Below are 21,306 nucleotides of genomic sequence, written 5' to 3'. Positions count from 1 at the left end.
CTTCGAGATTATACCCGAAACCTACTCGGACGATACCGAGGATAGTGTCCTGACCAACTCGTTCACCCGACGCTGAAGCTCGGTAGCCTCGCGGAAGAGCGCCTGCGACTCCTCGTCGGGGCGCGACGAGGAGCTGAGCGCCGCACGTATCTGGCGAATCCGCCTCCGGCACGAGCAGAGCTCGGCGGTGTCTACGATGAAGTCGAGCTTCTCGGCGTCCGAGAGCTCGTCGTCGCCCATCACGCGCCCGCCTGAGAGGATCGAGGGGGCCTCGGGGACGACGGAGCTCGCCGCCGCGACCGCCGCGGCGGGGCTCGTCCCCTCCGGCGTCGAGAGCATCGCCCACGCCATCGCCTCGTGGCGGGCGTCGGACCACGAGAGGGCGGCTATGCGCTCGGCATAGGGCCTCAAGGCCTCCGGGCGCTGCGCCATGGCACCGAGCAGCTCGCGCTCGGCCGCGACCTGCATGCGGTCGTCGGCGGATAGGGCGCGATACCCCGCCGCGCCGGCCTGGGCCCGGGACGGCCTGCGTGCCGCCGCGCGCGCCGGGGGGCGGTCCTCCTCGGCCTCCGCGACCTTGGCCTCGCGAATCGCGCGCTTGGTCTCGGCGACGTCCATGCCGAGGGTGTCCGCGAGCCGCGTGGCGTACTCGTCGAGAAGGACGGAGTGCTTGAGCGGCGCCAGGAGCTGGGCCATGTCCGCGAGGGCGCGGACGCGCAGCCCCGGCGCGGAGAGGTCGAGACCCGCCAGGCGCTTCTCGAAGACGAAGTCCATGAGCGGGCGCGCGGCGGCCAGGATGGGGCGGAGCGCGTCGGCCCCGTGGGCGGAGAGGAACTCCATCGGGTCCTGGTTGTCCGGCAGCACCACGCACAGCAGCGCCGCCGAGGTCTTGTCGATGTAGCGCACCGCGCGCTCGGCGGCGCGCTGCCCCGCGGCGTCCCCGTCGAACATGCAGACGATCCTGCTCACGCGCTGGCGCTCCATGAGCCGCACGTGGTCCAGGCGAAAGGCCGTGCCGAGCGCGGCCACGGCGTTGGTGAAGCCGGCCTCGTGCATGGCGATGACGTCGGTGTAGCCCTCGCAGACGATGGCCTCGCCGGTGGCGGCCATCGTCTCCTTGGCACGGTCGTAGGCGAAGAGGTGCTTGCCCTTGTTGAAGGCGGCCGTGTCGCGCGTGTTGACGTACTTGGCCACGTTGTCGCGCTTGGGCCCGATGACGCGGCCGCCGAAGGCGATGGTGCGCCCCTGCTCGTCGTGGATGGGGAACATCACGCGGTCGTAGAAGCGGTCCATGACGCGCCCCGAGCGCTCCTGGGCGAGGTCTGCCGCGATCAGCTCGGCGGACGTGAAGCCCTTGGCGCGCAGCTGCGCCACGAGCTGCCCGCGGCCCGGAGCGAAGCCAAGCCCCCAGCGGCGGCAGACGGCCGAGCCGAAGCCGCGGCCCGCGAAGTAGCGCCTCGCCTCGTCCGGCCCCGCGCCCCTGCCCCGCATGAGCATCGTGTGGTAGTACTCCTCGGCCGCGCCGAGCGCCTCCATGAGGCGGGTCTTCCTGGGGCCGCGCCGGCCGCCCCGCTCCTCCTGGAGCTCGATCCCGGCCCGGTCCGCGAGGTAGCGGATGGCGTCGGGGAAGTCGAGGTTCTCGCGGCGCTGCACGTAGGAGAAGACGTCGCCGCCGTCCCCGCAGCCGAAGCAGTGCCAGAGGCCCGTCGCCGGGTTCACCTTGAAAGACGGGCTCTTCTCGCCGTGAAAGGGGCAGCACCCCCAGAACTCCTGTCCGCGCTGTCGCAGCTCGACGGTCTCGGCCACGAGCTGCACGAAGTCGGTGGCCTGGCGGACGCGCTCCTTGTCCTCGTCCGTGATCACGACGACGCCTCCCCCCTCGAGCGGGCGACCAGCTCGGCGAGCGAGAAGTCGGGCACGCGCTGCAGCACGATGCCCTCCCCGCCAAGGGTTCGGCGCACCCAGTCCACGTTGGAGAGGACGGTGCGCTCGAGCTCCCCCACCGAGTCAAACCGCCGCGGCGCGCGCAGCCAGCGCACGAAGGTCACGCAGACGCCCCGGCCGTAGAGGTCGCCCCCAAAGCCCAGAAGCGTGGCCTCGAGGAAGCTCTCCCCCTCCTCGCCGGGCGAGAAGGACCTCGGCTTGCCCACGTTGATCGCGGCCGGGTAGGCGCGGCGCTCGGGCTCCCCCGACGCCGCATCAACGCTCACGAAGCCGGCGTAGACGCCCTCGGCGGGCAGCGCGAGCCCCTCCTCGACGCGCACGTTTGCCGTGGGGAAACCGAACCCCGTGCCCTCGCCGCGCCCGTGCTCGACGGAGCCGTAGACGCGGTGGCAGCGGCCGAGCAGGCTTGCCGCCTCCTCGACCCTCCCCTCGGAGAGGAGGTCGCGGATGCGGGTGGCGGTTATCGGGGCGCCTCCGTCACGCATGAGGGGCGCGCCCGTCACGTCGAACCCGTCCTTCTCGCCAAGCGCGCGCAGGGCCTCGACGGTGCCGAGGCCGCCCGCGCCCAGGCGGAAGTCCTCCCCCACGACGAGGGCAGACACGTCGCAGTAGGCACCCAGCACGTCGCGGACGAAGCGCTCGTAGGGCAGCGCGGCGACCTCGGGGGTGAAGTCGACCACGAGCACGGCGTCCACGTCCCAGCTCCGCTGGATGAGGGACGGCCGCTCGCCGGCGAGCAGGAGGTCGCGCGGGGCGCCCTCCCCTCCCAGAACGCGCGCCGGGTCCGGCGTGAAGGTCACGACCATGAGGCGCGCGCCGCGGGCGTCGGCCTCGGCGCGGGCGCGCGCGATGAGGGCGCGGTGGCCGCGATGGAGGCCGTCGAAGGCGCCGATGGCGCACACGAAGCGGTCGCGACCGGGCGAGAAGCGTCGCATGAGGCGCGAGTCTTCGCCACGCTCGGGGGGCACGAGCGTGAGGTCTCGCTGGAAGGACGCCCACCCCCTGACGACGCCGCCCAGGAGCTCGACGTCGCAGCAGGCGTGCGACCTGGGCCCGCCGTCGCAGCCGAGCGAAGCGCGGACGAGCGACCCCGCCGCCTGCGGGGGAAGCGGGCGCTCGGGAGAGAGCTCGGAGGGCAGGGGCGTTTCGCGGACGCCCTCGATGGCCTGAGGGAAGTTTGCCTCGCAGACGAGATGGCGCCCGTCGCGCCGCCAGATGCCCGCAAGCCCGCCGCACAGCGTGAGGGCGACGCGCTCGCCCTGCGCGGGCTCGCGGGAGACCACGCCGCACCGGGCGGTGCCCAAGGCGATGCGCCGGCCGTTGGCGACGTCGGCGAGCTCATCGAGAGAGAGCTCGCGCGCCGGGAGCCCGAGCGCGCGTGCCGGGTCGAGACAGCGCTCCCGCACGAGCGCGGCTCCGCCCGCCTCGAGCTCGGCGAGGCTCACGCAGTCGGCAAGCGTGACCGGGCCCGCGAAGGTGCGGGTGAGCTCGCGCACGTGCGCGAGGCAGCCGAGCTCACGACCCAGGTCACGCGCGATGCTGCGCACGTAGGTGCCCTTGGAGACGTCGAGGCGGACCTCCCAGGAGCGCGCCCTGCGGTCCACGCCAATAAGGGCCGCCTCGTAGATGCGGACGCGGCGAGCCTTGAGCTCGACCCTCTCGCCGGCGCGTGCGGCGTCGTAGGCGCGACGGCCGTTGACGGAGACCGCGGAGTACTGGGGAGGCACCTGGTCGTGCCAGCCCACGAGGGCCTCGACGCGCGGGGAGGCACGACCATCGAGAAGCTCGTCCGGCACCTCGGCCGTGCGCGTGACCTCGCCCTCGGCGTCATCCGTCGTGGTCTCCGCGCCGAGCTGGAAGGTGGCGACGTAGCCCTTGCGGTCGAGCGTGAGCATGCCCAGGAGCTTGGTCGCCTGGCCGATGCCCACCACGAGGACGCCGGTGGCGGCCGGGTCGAGCGTGCCGGCGTGGCCCACACGCCGCTCCCCCACCGCGCGGCGGACGCGGGAGACGACGTCGTGGCTCGTCATGCCGGCGGGCTTGTCTATGGCGATGAGCGCCGAGAACGCGCTCGGACGGCGGGCCAACGTCAGCTCTCCGCAGAGCGTGCAAAAGTGCCTGTCCCTTTTGCACGGGCATACAGGGCGCGGAGCTTGGGCAGGACGACGGCGAGGGCCTCGTCGATGTCGCCGTCCACGGTGAAGCCGGCCGCGGCGGCGTGCCCCCCGCCGCCCATCTCGCGGGCGATCGATGAGATGTCGCGGTCGGACTTGGCGCGCAGGTTCCCGCGGACCTTGCCGCCGGGGACCTCCTTCAGGAAGAGGGCCACCTCGCAGCCGTCGACGCGGCGGACGAGGTCGACGAGGCCGTCGCACTCCGCGACGGGCACGCCCGTGGCGGCGAAGTCGGCCGACGTGGCGTAGCTGTAGGCGATCTTGCCCTGCTCGAAGGTGGTGATGCGGCTCATGACGGTGGCGGAGAGGTGGATGTAGGCGAGCCGGTCGCTCTGGTAGACGTGCAGCGACACCTCGGACGGCGAGGCGCCGGCCTCGACGAGCGAGCTCGCGACGCAGAACGCCTCGCCGTTGGCGTTCTGGTACTGGAAGCAGCCCGTGTCCGTCATGAGGGCGCAGAGCAGGTTCTGCGCCATCGTCGGCGTGAGCTCGCAGCCCACGTGGCGCGCGAACTCGGCGACGATGATGCCGGCGGCCGCGGCGTCGGTGCGCACGACCCCGGCGTCCCAGCTCGGCTCGCCCCCGGGATGGTGGTCGAGCACCGCCACGTGGGCCGAGCGCTCGAGCACGGCGCGGGCGTCGGCGAGCCGGCCCGGCTGCGAGAGGTCCACGCACACGAAGAGGTCGGGCGACCCCTCGTAGGCGCAGGCGCGCACGAAGCCGTCGGCGCCCGGCAGGAACTCGTAGGTGCGCGGGACGACGTCGTCGTCGGCGAGCAGGCTCGTGACCTCGCGGCCCGGCCAGGTGCGCTCGATGATCTCGGCAAGGGCGAGGCCCGAGCCGAGCGCGTCGCCGTCGGGCGAGGTGTGCGCGCAGACGACGACCGTGCGCGCCCCCTCGATCAGGCGCGCGATCGCGTCGAACTGCGCGGCCTGTTCGGCGGGCATGGATCCCCCCAGCATGCGGACCCCCTATTCCCCGTCGATCTTCTCGCCATCCGGCTCGTCGGAGACCGGGTAGCCGAACTCGTCCTTCTCGACGCCGATGGTGGGCGGCACGTCCTCGAGGGCGCGCGCGATGCGCTCGGCCTCGTCGGTCGTGGTGTCGATGCGGAAGTCGAGCTCGGGGGTCACGCGCCAGCCGAGCGAGCGGCCCAAGAGCGAGCGGATGCGGCCCTTGGCGCGCGCGAGCGCGGCGGTGACCTCGTCGTAGCGCTCGGCGTCGCAGCTCACGAACGCCCGCAGGAGCGACTTGTCGACCGACACCTCGACCCCCGTGACGGTGACGAGCGCGAGGTCGGGATCGGACACCTCGAAGAGCAGGATGCTCGCGAGCTTCTCCCTCGCGAGCGCGTTGGTCCTTCTCGAGTACTGGTTCTGCTTCATTGGTTATGCCCCCAAGCGGGGCGGGGCCGCGCGGCCCCGCCCCGTCCGTGACTACTCGGTGCGCGCGACCTGGTCGATGCGGTAGCCCTCGATGATGTCGCCGGGCTTGACGTCCTGGAAGTTCTCCAGGCCGATGCCGCACTCGAATCCGGCCTTCACGCTCTTGACGTCGTCCTTGTAGCGGCGCAGCGACGCGATCTTGCCGTCGTAGACGACGATGCCGTCGCGGACGAGCCTGACCTGGTCGTCGCGGGAGATCTCGCCGTCCTGGACCATGCAGCCCGCGGCGATGCCCACCTTGGGCACCTTGAAGGTGTCGCGGACCTCGGCGGTGCCGGTCTGGACCTCGACCTCGGTGGGCTTGAGCATGCCGATGCGGGCGGCGTCGATGTCCTCGATCGCCTTGTAGATGACGCTGTAGGTGCGGATCTCCACGCCGTCGCGCTCCGCGGCAGCGCGGGCCTTGGCCTCCGGGCGCACGCCGAAGCCGATGATGATAGCGTTGGAGGCGTCCGCGAGGACGACGTCGGTCTCCGTGATGGCGCCGACGGCGGAGTGGATCGTGTTGATGCGGACCTCGGACTGGTCCATCTTGTCGAGCGAGTCCTGGAGCGCCTCGATCGAGCCCTGGACGTCGGCCTTGATGATGAGGTTGAGCTCCTTGACCTCCGCGTCGGCCATGGTGTCGAAGAGGTTCTCGAGCGTGACGTGCTTGACGCGGTTCTGCTCCTCGATGCGGGCCTTGAGGGCGCGCTGGTCGGCGAGGTCGCGGGCGTCGCGGTCGTCCTGGAAGACGCGGAACTCGTCGCCGGCCATAGGCACGCTCTGGAGGCCGAGGATCTCCACGGCGTCGGAGGGGCCGGCCTCGGTGACGGAGTTGCCCTTGGGGTCGAGCATGGCGCGGACGCGGCCGTAGGCCATGCCGGCCACGAGCGCGTCGCCGATGTGCAGGGTGCCGCGCGTCACGAGGACGGTGGCAACCGAGCCGCGGCCGCGGTCGAGCTTGGCCTCGAGGACGTTGCCGGAGGCGAAGGTGTCCGGGTTGGCCTTGAGCTCGAGGACGTCCGCCTGGAGGATGACGGTCTCGAGGAGCTCGTCGATGCCGATCTTCTGCTTGGCGGAGATGTTGACGAACATGTTCTGCCCGCCCCACTCCTCGGGGATGACGCCGTACTCGGTGAGCTCCTGGCGCACCTTGTCGGGGTTGGCGCCGGGCTTGTCGATCTTGTTCACGGCCACGATGATGGGGACGCCGGCGGCCTTGGCGTGGTTGATGGACTCCACGGTCTGCGGCATGACGCCGTCGTCGGCGGCCACGATCAGGATGACGATGTCGGTCACCTTGGCGCCGCGGGCGCGCATGGCCGTGAAGGTCTCGTGGCCCGGGGTGTCGATGAAGGTGATCGTGCGGCCGTTGATCTTGACCTGGGAGGCGCCGATGGCCTGCGTGATGCCGCCGGCCTCGCCCTCAGCCACGCCCGTGTGGCGGATGGCGTCGAGCAGCGACGTCTTGCCGTGGTCGACGTGGCCCATGACCGTGACCACGGGCGGGCGCGGCTTGAGGTCGGCGGGGTCGTCGTAGAACGTGAAGGAGTTCTCCTCCTCCTTGGTCATGACCTTGACGTCGCGGCCGAGGTCGTCGGCCACGAGCTCGATGAGCTCGTCGGACATGGACTCGGTGAGCGTGAGCGGGGTGCCCAGCAGGAAGAGGCGCTTGATGATGTCGTTGGCCGGCACGCCGAGGAGCTCGGCGAGCTCGCCCACGGTGGAGCCCTGCGGGACCCTCACGGTGTCGAGCTGCGAGAGGTCCTGGTCGTTGGCGATGGCCTCCTCGATGCGATGCTGCTCGGCAGCCTGCTCGGCCTGCTTCTGGCGGCGCTCCTTGCGGCGCTTGCGCCGTCCGGTGGACTCGCGCGACGCCTCCTCGACGGCCACGCGGGCCTCCTCGAGGACGCGGCTGCGGTTATAGGCCTCGGCCTCGCGCGCCATGCGGCTGTAGCGGTCCTCGCCGCCCTCCCCGCCGCGGCGGCCCTTCTTCCCGCGACGGCGGCCGTCGTCGGACGCCGGGGCGCTCGGCCCGGGCTGCGCCGCGGGGGCGGGGGCGGGGCCGCGCCTGCCGGCCGGGCGCGCGCCGTCTGCCCTGCGGGCGCGGCCGCCCTTCTCGGCGGCCTTCTTCTGCGCGGCCTCCTCGGCCTGGCGCTTGAGGACCTCCTCCTGCTGCGCGATCTGGTCGAGCAGGGACGAGAAGGACGGGACGGACTTCGGCGCGTTGTCGCGCACGCGGTTCTTCTCGGCCTCCTCGCGAGCCTTGCGCTCGGCCTCTGCCTTGGCGGCCTCCTTGGCCTTGCGCTCCGCCTCCGCCGCGGCGCGGCGGCGCTCCTCCTCGGCGCGCTCGCGCTCGCGGCGCTCCTCGGCGGCGATGCGCTCCGCCTCGGCCTGCTCGGCGGCGATGCGGGCCTCCTCTGCCTTGGCCTCCTCCTCGGCGCGCTTGGCGGCCTCGATCTCCGCGGCGCGGGCCTCGAGGATGGGCTTGAGCTTCTTGCGCACGATGGAGACGTAGGCGTCCTCGAGCGTCGAGGAGGCCGACTTGGCCGGTATCTTCATGTCGGCGAGGTGCCCGAGCATCTCCTTGCTCGACATCCCGTATTCCTTCGCGAGGTCATGTACGCGCGTCTTTGCCATGTGACCTACCTTCCAAACCTTCGGGCACGCGCCCGTCTGTCAATTCGTAGCGGGCGCCCTAGATGAGCGAGTCGGGGTCGGAGCTGACCTCGGCGCCGGCGATCGCCTCGTGGATGCCGCAGAAGCGCGAGCCGGGGCGGGCCATGTTGCGGCACTGGACGCCGTTGGCCCCGACGAACTCGCAGCGGTGCGCCTCGCCGTCGTCGAGCAGGTCGTCCTCTGCGGTGGCGTGCGGCAGGTCGCGCAGGACGCCGGCGGCGAGCGACTCGTTCTTGATGTCGATGTGCATGCCCGTGAGGCGCGCGGCGAGGCGGGCGTTCTGGCCCTCCTTGCCGATGGCGAGCGAGAGCTGGTCGTCGGGGACGATGACGGTCGCGTAGTCCGTCTCCTCGTCGATGATCACGCGGGAGACGCGCGCCGGCGAGAGCGCGGAGGCCACGCGGCGGGCGGGGTCGTCGCTCCAGAGGACCACGTCCACGCGCTCGCCGCGGAGCTCGGAGACCACGGTGCGCACGCGGCTGCCCTTGGGGCCGACGCAGGCGCCCACCGGGTCGAGGCGCGAGTCGTTGGAGGAGACAGCCACCTTGGAGCGCACGCCGGGCTCGCGGGCGATGCTCCTGACCTCGACGACGCCGTCGTAGACCTCGGGCACCTCGAGCTCGAAGAGGCGGCGCAGCAGGTCCGGGTGGGTGCGGGAGACCACGATGGGCGGGCGCTGGCGCTCCCCGCGGACCACGGGCTGCGTGGAGTTGGGGTCGCGCACGTCGATGATGATCGCGCGGATGCGCTGGTTGTGCGCGTAGCGCTCGCCGGCGGGGCGCTCGTTGCGCTCCTCGGGGAAGCGGCGCTGGTCGAAGTGCGGCAGCTCCGCCTCGACGCCCTCGCGGATCTTGATGATCGTGAAGTCCGAGGTGGTCTGCAGGACCGTTCCGGTGATGATGTCGCCCACGCGCTGCGAGAACTCCTCGTAGATCTGGACGCGAGCGGCGTTGCGCACGATGGCCTTGATCTCGGCCTTGGCGTGCTGGGCGGCGATGCGGCTCGTGTCGGCGGGGGTCACGTCGACCTCGTCGAACTCGGCGTACTCGCCGGTCTCCGGGTCCTCCTCGCCCTTGGGCACGAGCTCGTAGACGTAGACCTTGCCGGTCTGGCGGTCGATCGTGACGCGGGCACCGAAGGGCAGGTGAAGCACGTCGGCGTAGCTCTTCGCGAGCGACTGCTCGAGGCGGTCGAGCAGGTAGAGCTGGTCGATGTGACGCTCCTGGCAGAGCAGCTCGAGGGCTTCCATCATCTGAGAGGCCATGGGTTTCTCCTTACTTCCTCCTGCCCGGGGCGGAGGCGTCGGCCTCGCCGAAGTCGGGCTTGATCGTGCACTTCCTGATATCGCCGAGCGCGAGCTCCACGCGCTCCCCGTCGACCTCGAGGGCCACCGTCTCCCCCTCGATGCCGAGGAGGGTGCCGGTGTAGCGGCGCCTCCCCTCGCCCGGGACGAGGCTCGCCGTCACCGTCTGGCCGGCGAAGCGCGCGAAGTCGCGCGGCTTGCGCAGCGGCCGCGCCATGCCGGGGCTCGAGACCTCGAGGGTGAAGCTCGACGGGATGGGGTCGAGCTCGTCGAGCGCGGCCGAGATCCACTCCGTCTCCTCCGTCACCTCGTCGAGCGTGATGGTGGGCGCGGACTCGTCCGCGTGGTCGATCCGGACGCGCACGCACGGCGCCTTGCTCGCGCCGACGACCTCGACGTCAACGACGTCGATGCCGCGCTCCGCGGCCGTGGGCTCCAGCGCGTCGATGATCGTCTGCTCGAGACCTTGCTTGGGCATCGCCCCTCCCGTCTTCATACAGAAAGGAAGCGGGGCGAGAAACTCCACCCCACTTCCTACGGTTACAGCTTCGAATACGCTGCTAGTCTACGGTGTTTTGCCGCACGCGTCAACCGCTCCTCCACGAGAAGCCCACATCAAGCATCGGTGGGCGGCGACCGGAGACCCGCGCCCCCGTCCCCGGCGGCAGCGCGCGAGGACCTACACCGCCACGATGTTGACCAGGCGGCCCTTGATGACGATGACCTTCTTGATGTCCTTGCCGGCGAGCTGCTCGGCCACGGCGGCCTTGGCGGCCTCGGCGACCTCGTCGTCCGTGGCGTCGGCGGCGACCGTCACGCGGCCGCGGACCTTGCCCTTGATCTGGACGGCGATCTCCACCTCGTCGGCCTTGGCGGCCTCGGCGTCAAACTCGGGCCAGGCCGCGTTATAGACGGAGCCCTCCTGGGCCAGGGCCTTGTGCCAGAGCTCCTCGGCCCAGTGCGGGCAGATCGGGGCGAGCATCGTCACGATCGCGTGCGCCACGGCGAAGCTGAGCGCCGGGTCGCGCCGCTCCGCGGCAACGTCGTTCACGTACTTGGAAGCCGCGTTGGTAATCTCCATGACGGCGGAGATGGCGGTGTTGAACTGGCCGCGGTCGAAGTCGGCGGTGCACTTGATGCCCATGGCGTTGAGCGTGCGCCAGAGCTCCTTGCCCGCCGCGTCGAGGTCGCCCGCGCTCACGGCGCCGGCGGCCGCGCCCTGGCTGAGCAGCCAGACGACGCGCCACGCGCGCTTGATGAAGCGGTTGGCGCCGGCGACGGCCTCCTCGTCCCAGTTGAAGTCCTTCTCGGGAGGGGCGATGAAGAGGATGGCCAGGCGCATGGTGTCCGCGCCGTAGGGCTCGATCACCGAGGACGGGGGCACGACGTTGCCCTTGGACTTGGACATGGTGTCGCCGTTGGCGTCCTTGACCATGCCCTGGCAGAGCAGGTTCTCAAAGGGCTCGTCGATGCCGATCATCCCCAGGTCGCGCAGGACCTTGGTGAAGAAGCGGCTGTAGAGCAGGTGCAGGATGGCGTGCTCGATGCCGCCGATGTAGTTGTCCACCGGCATCCAGCGGTCCACGGCCTCTCGGGAGAAGGGCAGCTCCTCGTTGTGCGGGTCGCAGTAGCGCAGGTAGTACCAGCTGGAGCACGTGAAGGTGTCCATGGTGTCGGTGATGCGCTTGGCGGGCTTGCCGCACTTGGGGCAGGTGGTCTCGTAGAAGGGGGCGTAGGCGGCGAGCGTCTCCCCCGCGCCGAGGTCGAGCGCGTCCGGCAGCGTGACGGGCAGGTCCTCGTAGGGCACCGGCACGTCGCCGCAGTCGTCGCAGTGGATCATCGGGATGGGGTTGCCCCAGTAGCGCTGGCGGCTGATGAGCCAGTCGCGCAGGCGGAACTGCACCGTCTTGCGGCCGAGGCCCTGCTCGCCGAGCCAGTCGATGATGGCATCGACGGCCTCGGAGTGCTTGCCGCCCTTCATGCCGGTGAACCGGCCGGACTGCACGAGGTAGCCCTCGGCCTCCATCGCGTGGTCCCAGTCGACGGAGGTCACCACGAGCTCGCGCTCGTCCTTGAGCCGCTCGTAGAGCGGGTCGTCCTTCTCGCAGATGATCGGGGCGATCTCAAGGCCGTACTTCTTGGCGAAGTCGAAGTCGCGCTGGTCGCCGCAGGGCACGCCCATGACGGCGCCGGTGCCGTAGTCCATGAGGACGTAGTCGGCGACCCAGATCGGGGCGGGGCGGCCGTTGACCGGGTTGATGACGTAGCGCCCCGTGAAGACGCCGTGCTTCTCGCGCTCCGAGCCCTGGCGGTCGACCGAGGAGACCTTCTCCGCGGCGGCCCTGAGCTCGAGGAAGGCGGCCTCGTGCTCGGTGCCTGCCACGAGCTCCGCGGCGAGCGGGCTCTCGGGCGGCAGCAGGAAGAAGGAGACGCCGAAGAGCGTGTCCGGGCGCGTGGTGAAGACGGTGATCTTGGTGTCCGTGGGCGTCACGCCGTCGACGTCCGCCAGCGCGAAGTCGATCTCGGCGCCCTCGGAGCGGCCGATCCAGTTGGCCTGCATCGCGCGGACGCGCTCGGGCCACTTGCCCTCGAGCTTCTTGAGGTCGTCGAGCAGCTCCTGGGCGTAGTCGGTGATCTTGAAGTACCACTGGCTGAGCGCGCGCTTCTCCGGCACGGAGCCGCAGCGCCAGCACCTGCCGTCGACGACCTGCTCGTTGGCAAGGACCGTCTGGCAGCCGGGGCACCAGTTCACCGGCGAGTTGTCGCGGTAGACGAGGCCCTTCTCCCACATCTTGAGGAAGATCCACTGGCCCCACTTGTAGTACTCGGGGTCGCAGGTGTTGAACATGCGGTCGTAGTCGTAGGAGAAGCCCATGCGGCGCATGGTCTTGGTCGCCTGCGCGATGTTCTGGTGCGTCCAGACGCTCGCCTGCGTGTTGTGCTTGATGGCGGCGTTCTCCGCGGGCAGGCCGAAGGCGTCGTAGCCCATCGGATGCAGCACGTCGAAGCCGCGCATGCGGGCCTGGCGCGCCATGGCGTCGCCGATCGTGTAGTTGCGCGCGTGGCCCATGTGAAGGTCGCCCGAGGGGTACGGGAACATCTCCAGCACGTACTTCTTGGGCTTCTCGGGGCTCTCCTCGGTCTTGTAGAGCTCCTCGGCGTCCCAGGCCGCCTGCCAGCGGGTCTCGATCTCCTCGGCGTCGTAGGCCGGGACCTCGAAGTTCTTCTCGGCGTCGCTCATCTGCGCTGCTCCTTCGTTGCGATACTCCAACCGTGCCATTGTAGCAGCACGCGGGCGCCCGGCGAGAAGAACCTGCGGCTTTGGGCGCTACGCACGCGGCCCCGGCGCCGCAGGGGCGTCGGGGCCGCGGGACGCGCGCTCTTCTTGCCGTGCGCTAGCGGTAGCTGAAGCCGTGCTGGGAGTCCTTGACCACGACGTCGTGCGCGCCGCCCTCGACGATGGAGGTCGAGCTCACGAGCGTGAGGCGCGCCTTCTCCTGCAGCTCCTTGATGGTCTTGGCGCCGCAGTTGCACATCGTGGACTTGATCTTGTAGAGCGTGTTGCGCACCCCCTCCTTGAGCGAGCCGGCATAGGGCACGTAGGAGTCCACGCCCTCGACGAAGCCCAGCTTGGAGGCGCCGCCCTGGTCGTAGCGCTGCCAGTTGCGGGCGCGCGCGGAGCCCTCGCCCCAGTACTCCTTCATGTACTGGCCGTTCACGTTGACGCGCTCGGTGGGGGACTCGTCGAAGCGCGCGAAGTAGCGGCCGAGCATCATGAAGTCGGCGCCCATGGCCAGGGCGAGCGTCATGTGGTAGTCGTAGACGATGCCGCCGTCGGAGCACACGGGCACGTAGACGCCCGTCTCCTCGAAGTACCTGTCGCGCGCGCGGCAGACGTCGATGACCGCGGAGGCCTGGCCGCGGCCGATGCCCTTGGTCTCGCGCGTGATGCAGATCGAGCCGCCGCCGATGCCGACCTTCACGAAGTCCGCGCCGCAGTCCGCGAGGAAGCGGAAGCCGTCCTCGTCCACCACGTTGCCGGCGCCCACGCGCACGGAGTCGCCGTAGTTGGCGCGAATCCACTCGATGGTGCGCTTCTGCCACTCGGAGAAGCCCTCGGAGGAGTCGATGCACAGCACGTCGGCGCCGGCCTCCACGAGCAGCGGCACGCGCTCGGCGTAGTCGCGGGTGTTGATGCCCGCGCCCACCATGTAGCGCTTGTTGGCGTCGAGCAGCTCGTCGGGGTTGGACTTGTGCTGGTCGTAGTCCTTGCGGAAGACGATGCCCATGAGGTGGTCGTGGTCGTCCACCACGGGCAGGGCGTTGAGCTTGTGCTCCCAGATGACGTCGTTGGCGCTCTTCAGCGTGATGTCCTTGTCGCCCACGATGAGCTTCTCGCGCGGGGTCATGAACTCGGCGACCTTCATGGAGTGGTCGTCTCGCGTGGGACGGTAGTCGCGACTCGTGACGATGCCGAGGAGCTTGCCGCGCGGGGTGCCGTCGTCGGTGACGGGCATGGTGGAGTGGCCGGTCCTGGCCTTGAGGTCCATGACCTGCTCCATGGTCATGGCCGGGGTGAGCGTGGAGTCGGACTGCACGAAGCCCGCCTTGAAGTCCTTGACGGCCTTGACCATGGCGGCCTCGGACTCGGGCGTCTGGTTGCCGTAGATGAAGGCCATGCCGCCCTCCATGGCGAGCGCCACGCCCATGTCCACGCCGGAGACCGACTGCATGATGGCCGAGACCATCGGGATGTTGAGGCTGATGGCCGGCTCCTCGCCGCGGCGGAACTTCACGAGCGGCGTCTTGAGGGACACGTTGGCGGGGATGTTCTCCGCCGAGGAGTATCCGGGGACGAGCAGGTACTCAGAAAAGGTGTGGGACTCCCCCTCGAAGAACGTTGCCATGTGGTGTGGCTCCTCTCCCCGCCCGCGGCGGTGCCTGTCCTGGCCGAATTTGAGCCATTGTAGCATCCGCTCACGGGTTTTTCAGGGACCGCCCACCGAGAAGCTCCAGCTCACGAGAAGGACACGGCGGGACGTACAATGCTTTACGTGACGAGGGGAGGGAGCTCCGATGGACGGCGGGCGCGTGCTGGCAGCGATCGAGACGGTCGTGGCGCGGACGCGGGCGAAGGACCCGCTTCGCGGCGAGAACCTCGCGCTTCTCGCGTGGCCGGGCGGCGGGGAGCCGCGCGAGCGCCTGGGCGCCGAGGGCTTTGACCTAATCTCCATGAGCTGCCCGCTCGGCGCCCTTGCCGGCGATGCGGCCGCCGGACGGGAGCGGGAGACGGTGTTTCTCGCCCTGTACTTCAGGGCCGAGCGCTTCGTCCAGGGCCTCCTGCCCATCGCCGCCCCGCGCTCGCACCTCTTCCGCGTGCTCACGTCCACGCACGCCATACAGACCGTGAGGATGACGTCGCCCGACCACGAGCTCCTGAGCGACCTGTTCGCGCAGGAGGCCGTGACCTGCGCCGAGCGCCGCGACGGCTGGGAGCAGGTCGCGGAGGCCCTCGGGTTTGCAATCACGGCGGCGGTCAGCCCCGCCCTGCCCGAGGAGGAGCCAGCCTCGGCGGAGGAGACGCTCGCCGTGATCCTGTCCGATATCGCCGCCCGGCCGGAGAGCGTGACGCTCGCCGACCTCGCTGAGCGCTACTCCTACAGCCAGAGCTACCTCTCCGAGCTCATCCACGAGAGGTGCGGCAAGACCTTCGGGGAGCTCGTCCGCGAGCAGCGCATGGAGCGGGCAGCCATGCTCCTGCGGGCGACGAGCCTGCCGGTGGCCGAGGTCGCCCGGCGCGTGGGATACGCCGGCACGAGCAACTTCTACCGCGCGTTCCGGGAGCAGTACGGCTGCTCTCCGGCCGAGCTGCGCGCGGCGAGCCGCTCCGGCAAATAGGCCGGCGTCCGGTCGCGCGGCGCGGGCCCGCGCGCCGTTGCCGCCCCTCCCCGAGAAATTAATCCGCCCTCTGGATTGCGTCGACGACGTTTTCCCAGTTGGCAATTTCGTCCGCCCCGCAAAGGGCGGATTAATTTCCGGGCACCCCGCGAGCCGACCTCGGGGGCGGGGCGGGGCGCCGGCTCTACGCCACGCGCTCGAGGCGCCCTCCCTCGATGCGCAGGACCTGGTCGGCGGCCGCGTCAAGGTCGTCGGAGTGCATGATCGCCACGACGGTCCTGCGCCCGCGCAACCCCGCCAGGTAGTCGCAGAGCCTCGCGCTCGTGGCCGCGTCGAGGTTGGTGAGCGGCTCGTCGAGAAGGACCACCGGCTCCGGGCGCGAGAGCGCGCGCAGAAGCCCCAGCTTCTGGCGCTCGCCGAGCGAGAGGTTGATCGTGGAACCGTCGATCTCCTTCTCCGCAAAGCCCGAGACGTCGAGCACGCGTGCCACCTCCGGGTCGGCCGTGCCGCCGAGCAGGTTGCACTCGAGGTCGCCCGTCACCACCGGCACCGGGTAGGTGAGGTAGGCCGCGTGCGCAAGCTCGGGGGCGAGCTCGGCCGTGCCGTCGAGGTCGTCCGGGTCGGAGAGGCCGCGCAGGAAGTCGAGCAGCATGGACTTGCCCGAGCCGTTGGCGCCGCGCAGCACCACGAGCTCGCCGCGGCGAATCGTGAGGTCGTGCGTCTCCCAGAGTCGCCGGCCCTCCTCGCCGCGCTCGGGCGTCGCCCACAGCGTGCCGTCGACGCGCGCGATCACGTCGTCATCGTCACCCGCGCGCCGGAGCGCCTCGAAACCCGACGGCTCCTCGGCAGCCGCGGCCAGCTCGCCCAGGCGCTCCGCGTGCACGCGGTTGCCGCGGACGTTGGCGAGCTTTGAGAGCAGCGTGGAGAGCGGGGCCTGAGCGAGCTGCGCGATCTGGTACGCAACGAAGACCTGACCCGCGCCGGCCGCGCCCGTCGCGCAGCGCCAGACCTCCGCGGCCATCATCGCAGCCGCCAGCACGCAGGAGAGGATGCTCGGCAGCTCGTCAATCAGGGCCTCGTTGAAGCGGTAGCGCGTCACGAAGTCGAGGTAGCCTGCCGAGCGCTCGCGGTAGCGCGTGGAGAAGAAGGCGTCAGCCGCGGCGGCGTTGATCGAGCGCTTCTCCTCCACGATGCGCTTGGACTCGCCGAGCCAGGCGTCCTGTGCGGGAATCCCCTCGCCCTGGAGGCGCGCGAGGCGGCGGGCCGGCAGGCGTAGCGCGAGCGCGAAGGCGGGCACGTATGCCAGAAGCATCGCGGCGAGAAGGACGTCCTGTGCCGCGGCGATCGCCACGAGCGCCGCGAGCGCCAGGCCTGAGCCGAGCACCGAGACGTTGAGGTCGGCGCACATGGTGCCGTAGACCTCCGTGGAGCCCGTGAGGACGTTGACGTAGTAGCCCTTGTCGTGCCGTGCGAAGGCTCGGCTCGGGGCCGCGAGCAGCTGGCGGGCCGCGCTCGCGGCCGCGTCCATGGCTCGCGAGACGCCCGCCCAGCGCGGCACCCACGCGCCGAGAAGGACCGCGGCGGCCGTGGCCAGCGCGGCGAGCGCGAGCACCGCGACGAGGCGCGCGCCGACGTCCTCCCCGGCGGTGAGCGCGTCGATGGCGTCTCCCACCGCAAGGCTCGCACACGCGCAGGCAACGGTCGCCGCCGCCACGCCAACGGCGCGGGCGAGGTTGGCGGGCCTGGGGTCGAAGACGGGGTAGGCACGGGAGGTGAGGCTTGCGCTACGCATGGATTGCTCCTTCGGTCGAGGCGGACGGGACGGCGCACGGGCGGGAGGTTCTTCTCAGCCGCTCGAAGCCGCTCGGCTCGGCGGCCTCGCGCTCGAGCTCGCGCAGGAGGCCCACGTTCACTCGGTTCGCGGCAAAGACGCTCGCCATCTCACAGAGGAAGGACATCGGCTGGCCGAGCAGGCCCGCGAGCTGCCAGGCGGCAATGACCGTCCCCACGCCCGTCCTCCCCGTCGCCACGAGCAGCGCGCAGGCGGCAACGGCGATCACCTGGACGAGCGTGCCAGACGAGGTGGGCAGGCTGGTCGAGAGCGTGTCCGCTAGCAGGTAGCCGCGGCGCCACCTGCGGTAGGACTCGGTGCGCTCCCGGTAGCGCCGCCCGTAGAAGCCCTCGGCACCCGCGGCAACGGCGGCGCGGCGCTCCTCCACCAGGCGGCGGGCCTCGTCGAGCCAAGCCTCACGCATCGGCATCATCCTCGTCTGCAGCCGGTTCGCGGCACGCGACGGAAGCAGGGAGAGCGGGACGTAGACGAGCGCGCAGAGGGCGAGGACGCCCGCAAGCGTCGGGTCGACGAGCGCGGCAAAAACGAGCAGGGCGGCGAGCGAGAGCATCGCACCCGGCACGTACGTGCTCGTGGCCACGACGATGCAGCCGTGCGCGAAGGAAGCCATGTTCACGAGGTTGAGGTAGTGGCCGGCCTCGTGCCGCACGAAGGCGCGCTGCGGCATATGGAGCACGAGGTCGATGGCGCGCTCGGAGGAGTCGACCTCACGCCGCAGGTTGGCGCGCTGGGGCAACCAGCCGGTGAGACCGAAGGTAGCGAGCTGCGCCGCCAGCGAGAGCGCGAGATAGCCGAGAAGCGCAGGCGCGGCCGTGGTCGTGCCCAGCGCCCCGGCGGCAACGTCGCTCACGAGCGAGCCAGCCACGAGCGCCGCGGCCGCCGCGAGCGTCGTGCCCACGACGGAGCCGAGCGCGATGCCAACGTAGCGTGGCGTGAGCTCGAAGACGGGAAACTGCGTGCGGTGCTTCATGGGCGCTCCTTCCGACTGCGTCGCGCCCCCATGGGAGGAAGGGGCGCGACGGCCCAATCGTAGGGCCACGCGGCAGCGCCGCAGCTCATGGATGCCGCCCGCCCGAAGCTCCGTGACCATCCCGCCGAAATTCCGGCGTACCCGCGTGCGCCGGGGCATCGTCCGAGCGTCGCGCACGGTCCTTCTCGCCAACGCGTGCTCCTGGCTCGGGGCACGGGGCGGCAAACAAAAAAAGGGCTCATCGAAGCTTTTGGTGGGTAGCACGCCCCGTCCCCCGTGACCGCGGGTACCCCGAGCGGTACCATTCTGCCGACGGGCGGAGGAGAGGGGCTCCCACATGGACGCTCAGGCGGTGATGCTGGCGAGGCTCTTCGAGCACTCGATGGGGCTCGGGGAGGAATGGCGGGTCGAGGACGTCTGGTTCGAGTCGCCCGAGTCCGGCGACGAGGAGCTGCACATACGCGTGGGCAGGGTCCCCGGCAGGGCGGTGAGGTGCCCCGAGTGCGGCGCCCGCTGCGGGGTCTACGACGCCCGCGAGCGCACCTGGCGCCACCTCGACATCTGGCAGTTCCGCACCGTCGTGCACTGCCGCGTGCCCCGGGCCGACTGCCCCGAGCACGGCCCCAGGACCGTCCGCATGCCCTGGGAGGTGCGCCCGAACTCCCACTTCACCGCCCTGTTCGAGGCGCAGGTGCTCGTGATGGCGATGTCCGGCGCGACCGTGACGGAGATCGCGCGCCGGGTCCGCGAGTCCGACTCGAGGATATGGGCGATGCTCGGCCGCGCGGTCGCCGAGGCGAGGGCCGGCGCCGACTACTCGGACGTGACGAGGGTCGGCATCGACGACACGGCCCGCGCCCGCGGCCAGCGCTACATATCCGTGATGGCCGACGTCGACGGCCGGCGCGTGGTCGCCGTCACCGAGGGCAGGGACCGCGGCGCGGCCGGCAGGCTCTGCGACCAGCTCGAGGAGCGCGGCGGCGACAGGTCCGCGATCTCCGAGGTGACGCGCGACATGGCGAGCTCCTACTCGCTGGGCTGCGCCGACGCCATGCCGGGCGCCGCCCAGACCGTGGACCGCTTCCACGTCATGCAGCTGCTGACGAGGGCCCTCGACAGGACCAGGAACGCCGAGGCGAGGAGCTGCGAGGAGAAGAGGCGCCTGCTCAGGGGCACCAAGTACGTCTGGCTCAAGCGCCCGGAGAACCTCACCGGGCGGCAGGCCGAGACGAGGGCGTCGCTCGCCTCCGAGCACCTGCTCACGGCGCGCGCCTGCGCGATGGTGGAGGCGGTCCGCGCGGTCTACTCGTGCGCGACCAGGGAGGAGGCCGCAGCCGAGCTCGACCGGGCGATCTCCTGGATCATGCACTCGAACGTGCCCCTGATGAAGGCGGCGGCGCGGACGATCCGCGACGAGCGGGAGGGCGTTCTCAACTGGTTCTCCGCGAGGTCCTCGAACGGCTTCCTGGAGGGCATGAACTCGATCATACAGTCGCTCAAGAGGGCGTCCAGGGGCTTCAGGAACGTCGGCTACTTCACAACGATGATCTTCCTCAGGCTGGGGAGGCTGGATTTCTCGGCCCGGCCCGCGTCGGCATGTGCTACCCACTAGAAACGCGGAAGAGCCAAAAAAAGCCCCGAGCCTCGCGCACGGGACCAGGTCCTGGCCGTGCGCCTGGCTCGGGGCAGAAAGGTCGGCCCGCGGCAGGAAGAACGCGCGCCCTACGCGGCTCCCCCGCCCACGACGTCGTCAACGTTGACGGCGATGTCGTGCTTGGTGGGGACCCACTCGACCTTCTTGAACAGGGCGGCCACCGTGATGGGAATGTAGGTCATCATGAAGAGCGGAAACGTGAAGAGGTTCGCCACCACGCGCCACTTCTTCTTGGCGTGAATCTTCTTGCGCTCGGAGACCGTGGTGATGATGGCGAGGATGAAGAACACGACGTACATCGACGCGAAGGTCATGATGAGCGAGCCCACGCACATGTTGAGCTCTCCCTGAGTGGCGATGAAGCCGTGGGAGAGCGACCCCACGATGAGGTAGGTGGCGTTCACGAAGAACGAGAGCAGCGTCAAGATCATGCCCGGCGCCACCGTCATGAGCATGTCGTAGCTTGCGAAGCGACCCTTGGAGATGCCCTTCGCAAGGTCGCGCGCATACGAGAAGAACACCTGGTAGAAGCCCTTGGTCCAGCGCATGCGCTGCGTCCAGGACGCCTTGAAGGTGACGGGCTGCTCGTCGAAGAACTCGGCCGGCGCGTAGCCGATCTGCACGTTGTTGGCGCAGCAGAAGGTGGAGAACTGGATGTCCTCGGTGAGCGTGTGGAAGTCCCAGCCGTGCATCCCGCGCACGATGCGCTCGGAGACCATCCAGCCGGAGCCGGAGATGGCACAGCTCGTGCCGACCATCATGCGGGCGTTGTTGAGGAACTTGGCCTCGCGCATGAACCAGAGCGCGTAGGCGGCGCTCACCCAGGAGGAGTCGAAGTTCTTGGAGTTGCGGTACCCCGTGCAGACGAGGTAGCCGGCGTCGAAGGCCTGGTTCATCACCGAGATGAAGTCCTTGGACACGAGGTTGTCCGCATCCAGGACCACGAAGGCCTCGTACTTGTCGCCATACTCGTTGAGGATGCGGTCGAAGCCGTAGTCGAGCGCCCAGCTCTTGCCGCGCCGCGCGAGGTCGTTCCTGTCCCAGACGATGGCGCCGGCCTTCTCGGCCTCCTCGTGCGTGCTGTCCGTGCAGGCGTCGCAGACCACGAAGACGTCCATGAGCTCGCGCGGGTAGTCCTGCGCGAGGATGGAGCGCACGAGGTTGCCGATGACGACCTCCTCGTTGTGCGCCGAGATGAAGAAGGCGTAGCGGTGCTGCCTCTTGGCCTTGGGCAGCGTCACCGTCCCGCGGAACAGCACGCGGACCACGTAGACAATCTGATAGAAGTACGCGAGCGTGAAGAAGAGCCAGATGATCAGGTTGAAGATGACGATCGGCGTGAGGCCGAGTCTGTTGAACTCCATCATGGGCATGGCGACACCCCTCGCGGTCTGCTCGCGGTCCT

Annotated in this window: 14 protein-coding genes; 2 read left to right on the top strand and 12 right to left on the bottom strand. The window is 70.3% G+C overall.

What is annotated here, in order from left to right; translation table 11 throughout:
* Nucleotides 1-21: 21 nt before the first annotated feature.
* The 9 genes from dnaG to BQ7391_RS07630 form a co-directional block, all read right to left on the bottom strand.
* Nucleotides 22-1,863 carry a DNA primase gene (gene dnaG, locus BQ7391_RS07670; RefSeq protein WP_075280065.1) on the bottom strand — a complete coding sequence of 614 codons (1,842 nt, stop codon included), beginning with the start codon at nucleotides 1,861-1,863 and terminating at the stop codon, nucleotides 22-24.
* Nucleotides 1,860-4,031 carry a tRNA pseudouridine(55) synthase TruB gene (gene truB, locus BQ7391_RS12710; protein ID WP_075280064.1) on the bottom strand — a complete coding sequence of 724 codons (2,172 nt, stop codon included), beginning with the start codon at nucleotides 4,029-4,031 and terminating at the stop codon, nucleotides 1,860-1,862. Before truB ends, dnaG begins: the two co-directional genes overlap by 4 nt.
* Nucleotides 4,032-4,033: 2 nt before the next feature.
* Nucleotides 4,034-5,080, bottom strand: coding sequence for a DHH family phosphoesterase (locus tag BQ7391_RS07660; RefSeq protein ID WP_083662160.1), 1,047 nt, complete (start codon nucleotides 5,078-5,080; stop codon nucleotides 4,034-4,036).
* A gap of 9 nt (nucleotides 5,081-5,089) precedes the next feature.
* On the bottom strand, nucleotides 5,090-5,503 hold the full coding sequence (rbfA, locus tag BQ7391_RS07655; protein ID WP_075280063.1) for a 30S ribosome-binding factor RbfA: 414 nt from the start codon (nucleotides 5,501-5,503) through the stop codon (nucleotides 5,090-5,092).
* 51 nt (nucleotides 5,504-5,554) lie between these two features.
* The gene (infB, locus tag BQ7391_RS07650; protein ID WP_075280062.1) at nucleotides 5,555-8,185 is read right to left on the bottom strand and encodes a translation initiation factor IF-2; all 2,631 of its coding nucleotides are present in this window, start codon (nucleotides 8,183-8,185) and stop codon (nucleotides 5,555-5,557) included.
* Nucleotides 8,186-8,243: 58 nt separating this feature from the next.
* Nucleotides 8,244-9,488, bottom strand: coding sequence for a transcription termination factor NusA (nusA, locus tag BQ7391_RS07645; RefSeq protein ID WP_075280061.1), 1,245 nt, complete (start codon nucleotides 9,486-9,488; stop codon nucleotides 8,244-8,246).
* Between the two features lie 10 nt (nucleotides 9,489-9,498).
* Nucleotides 9,499-10,005, bottom strand: coding sequence for a ribosome maturation factor RimP (locus tag BQ7391_RS07640; RefSeq protein WP_075280060.1), 507 nt, complete (start codon nucleotides 10,003-10,005; stop codon nucleotides 9,499-9,501).
* A gap of 201 nt (nucleotides 10,006-10,206) precedes the next feature.
* The gene (gene leuS, locus BQ7391_RS07635) at nucleotides 10,207-12,768 is read right to left on the bottom strand and encodes a leucine--tRNA ligase (RefSeq protein WP_075280059.1); all 2,562 of its coding nucleotides are present in this window, start codon (nucleotides 12,766-12,768) and stop codon (nucleotides 10,207-10,209) included.
* A gap of 154 nt (nucleotides 12,769-12,922) precedes the next feature.
* Complete coding sequence (locus BQ7391_RS07630) at nucleotides 12,923-14,434, bottom strand: IMP dehydrogenase (protein WP_075280058.1); 1,512 nt, start codon at nucleotides 14,432-14,434, stop codon at nucleotides 12,923-12,925.
* Nucleotides 14,435-14,603: 169 nt separating this feature from the next.
* Between BQ7391_RS07630 and BQ7391_RS07625 the strand changes: the two genes are divergently transcribed.
* On the top strand, nucleotides 14,604-15,425 hold the full coding sequence (locus BQ7391_RS07625) for a helix-turn-helix transcriptional regulator (RefSeq protein WP_075280057.1): 822 nt from the start codon (nucleotides 14,604-14,606) through the stop codon (nucleotides 15,423-15,425).
* A gap of 184 nt (nucleotides 15,426-15,609) precedes the next feature.
* Here the strand turns inward: BQ7391_RS07625 and BQ7391_RS07620 are convergent, their stop codons facing one another.
* A complete protein-coding gene (locus tag BQ7391_RS07620; protein WP_075280056.1) occupies nucleotides 15,610-17,217 on the bottom strand; it encodes an ATP-binding cassette domain-containing protein in 1,608 nt (535 codons plus the stop codon).
* Nucleotides 17,210-18,247 carry an ABC transporter transmembrane domain-containing protein gene (locus tag BQ7391_RS07615; protein ID WP_075280055.1) on the bottom strand — a complete coding sequence of 346 codons (1,038 nt, stop codon included), beginning with the start codon at nucleotides 18,245-18,247 and terminating at the stop codon, nucleotides 17,210-17,212. The genes BQ7391_RS07620 and BQ7391_RS07615 overlap by 8 nt, the downstream gene beginning before the upstream one ends.
* A 337-nt stretch (nucleotides 18,248-18,584) precedes the next feature.
* Between BQ7391_RS07615 and BQ7391_RS07610 the strand changes: the two genes are divergently transcribed.
* Nucleotides 18,585-19,859 (top strand): ISL3 family transposase, encoded by a 1,275-nt coding sequence (locus BQ7391_RS07610; protein ID WP_075279643.1) that lies wholly within the window; start codon nucleotides 18,585-18,587, stop codon nucleotides 19,857-19,859.
* A gap of 110 nt (nucleotides 19,860-19,969) precedes the next feature.
* On the opposite strand, the gene BQ7391_RS07605 is transcribed toward BQ7391_RS07610, so the two are convergent.
* Entirely contained in the window at nucleotides 19,970-21,265 is a 1,296-nt protein-coding gene (locus BQ7391_RS07605) for a glycosyltransferase family 2 protein (protein WP_075280930.1), read from the bottom strand.
* Nucleotides 21,266-21,306 lie beyond the last annotated feature (41 nt).

This window comes from Thermophilibacter provencensis (assembly GCF_900128445.1).
In the GTDB taxonomy this organism is placed as follows: Bacteria; Actinomycetota; Coriobacteriia; order Coriobacteriales; family Atopobiaceae; genus Thermophilibacter; species Thermophilibacter provencensis.
Note: the sequence above shows the minus strand (reverse complement) of the source record. Positions and strands in the feature narration are given on the sequence as shown.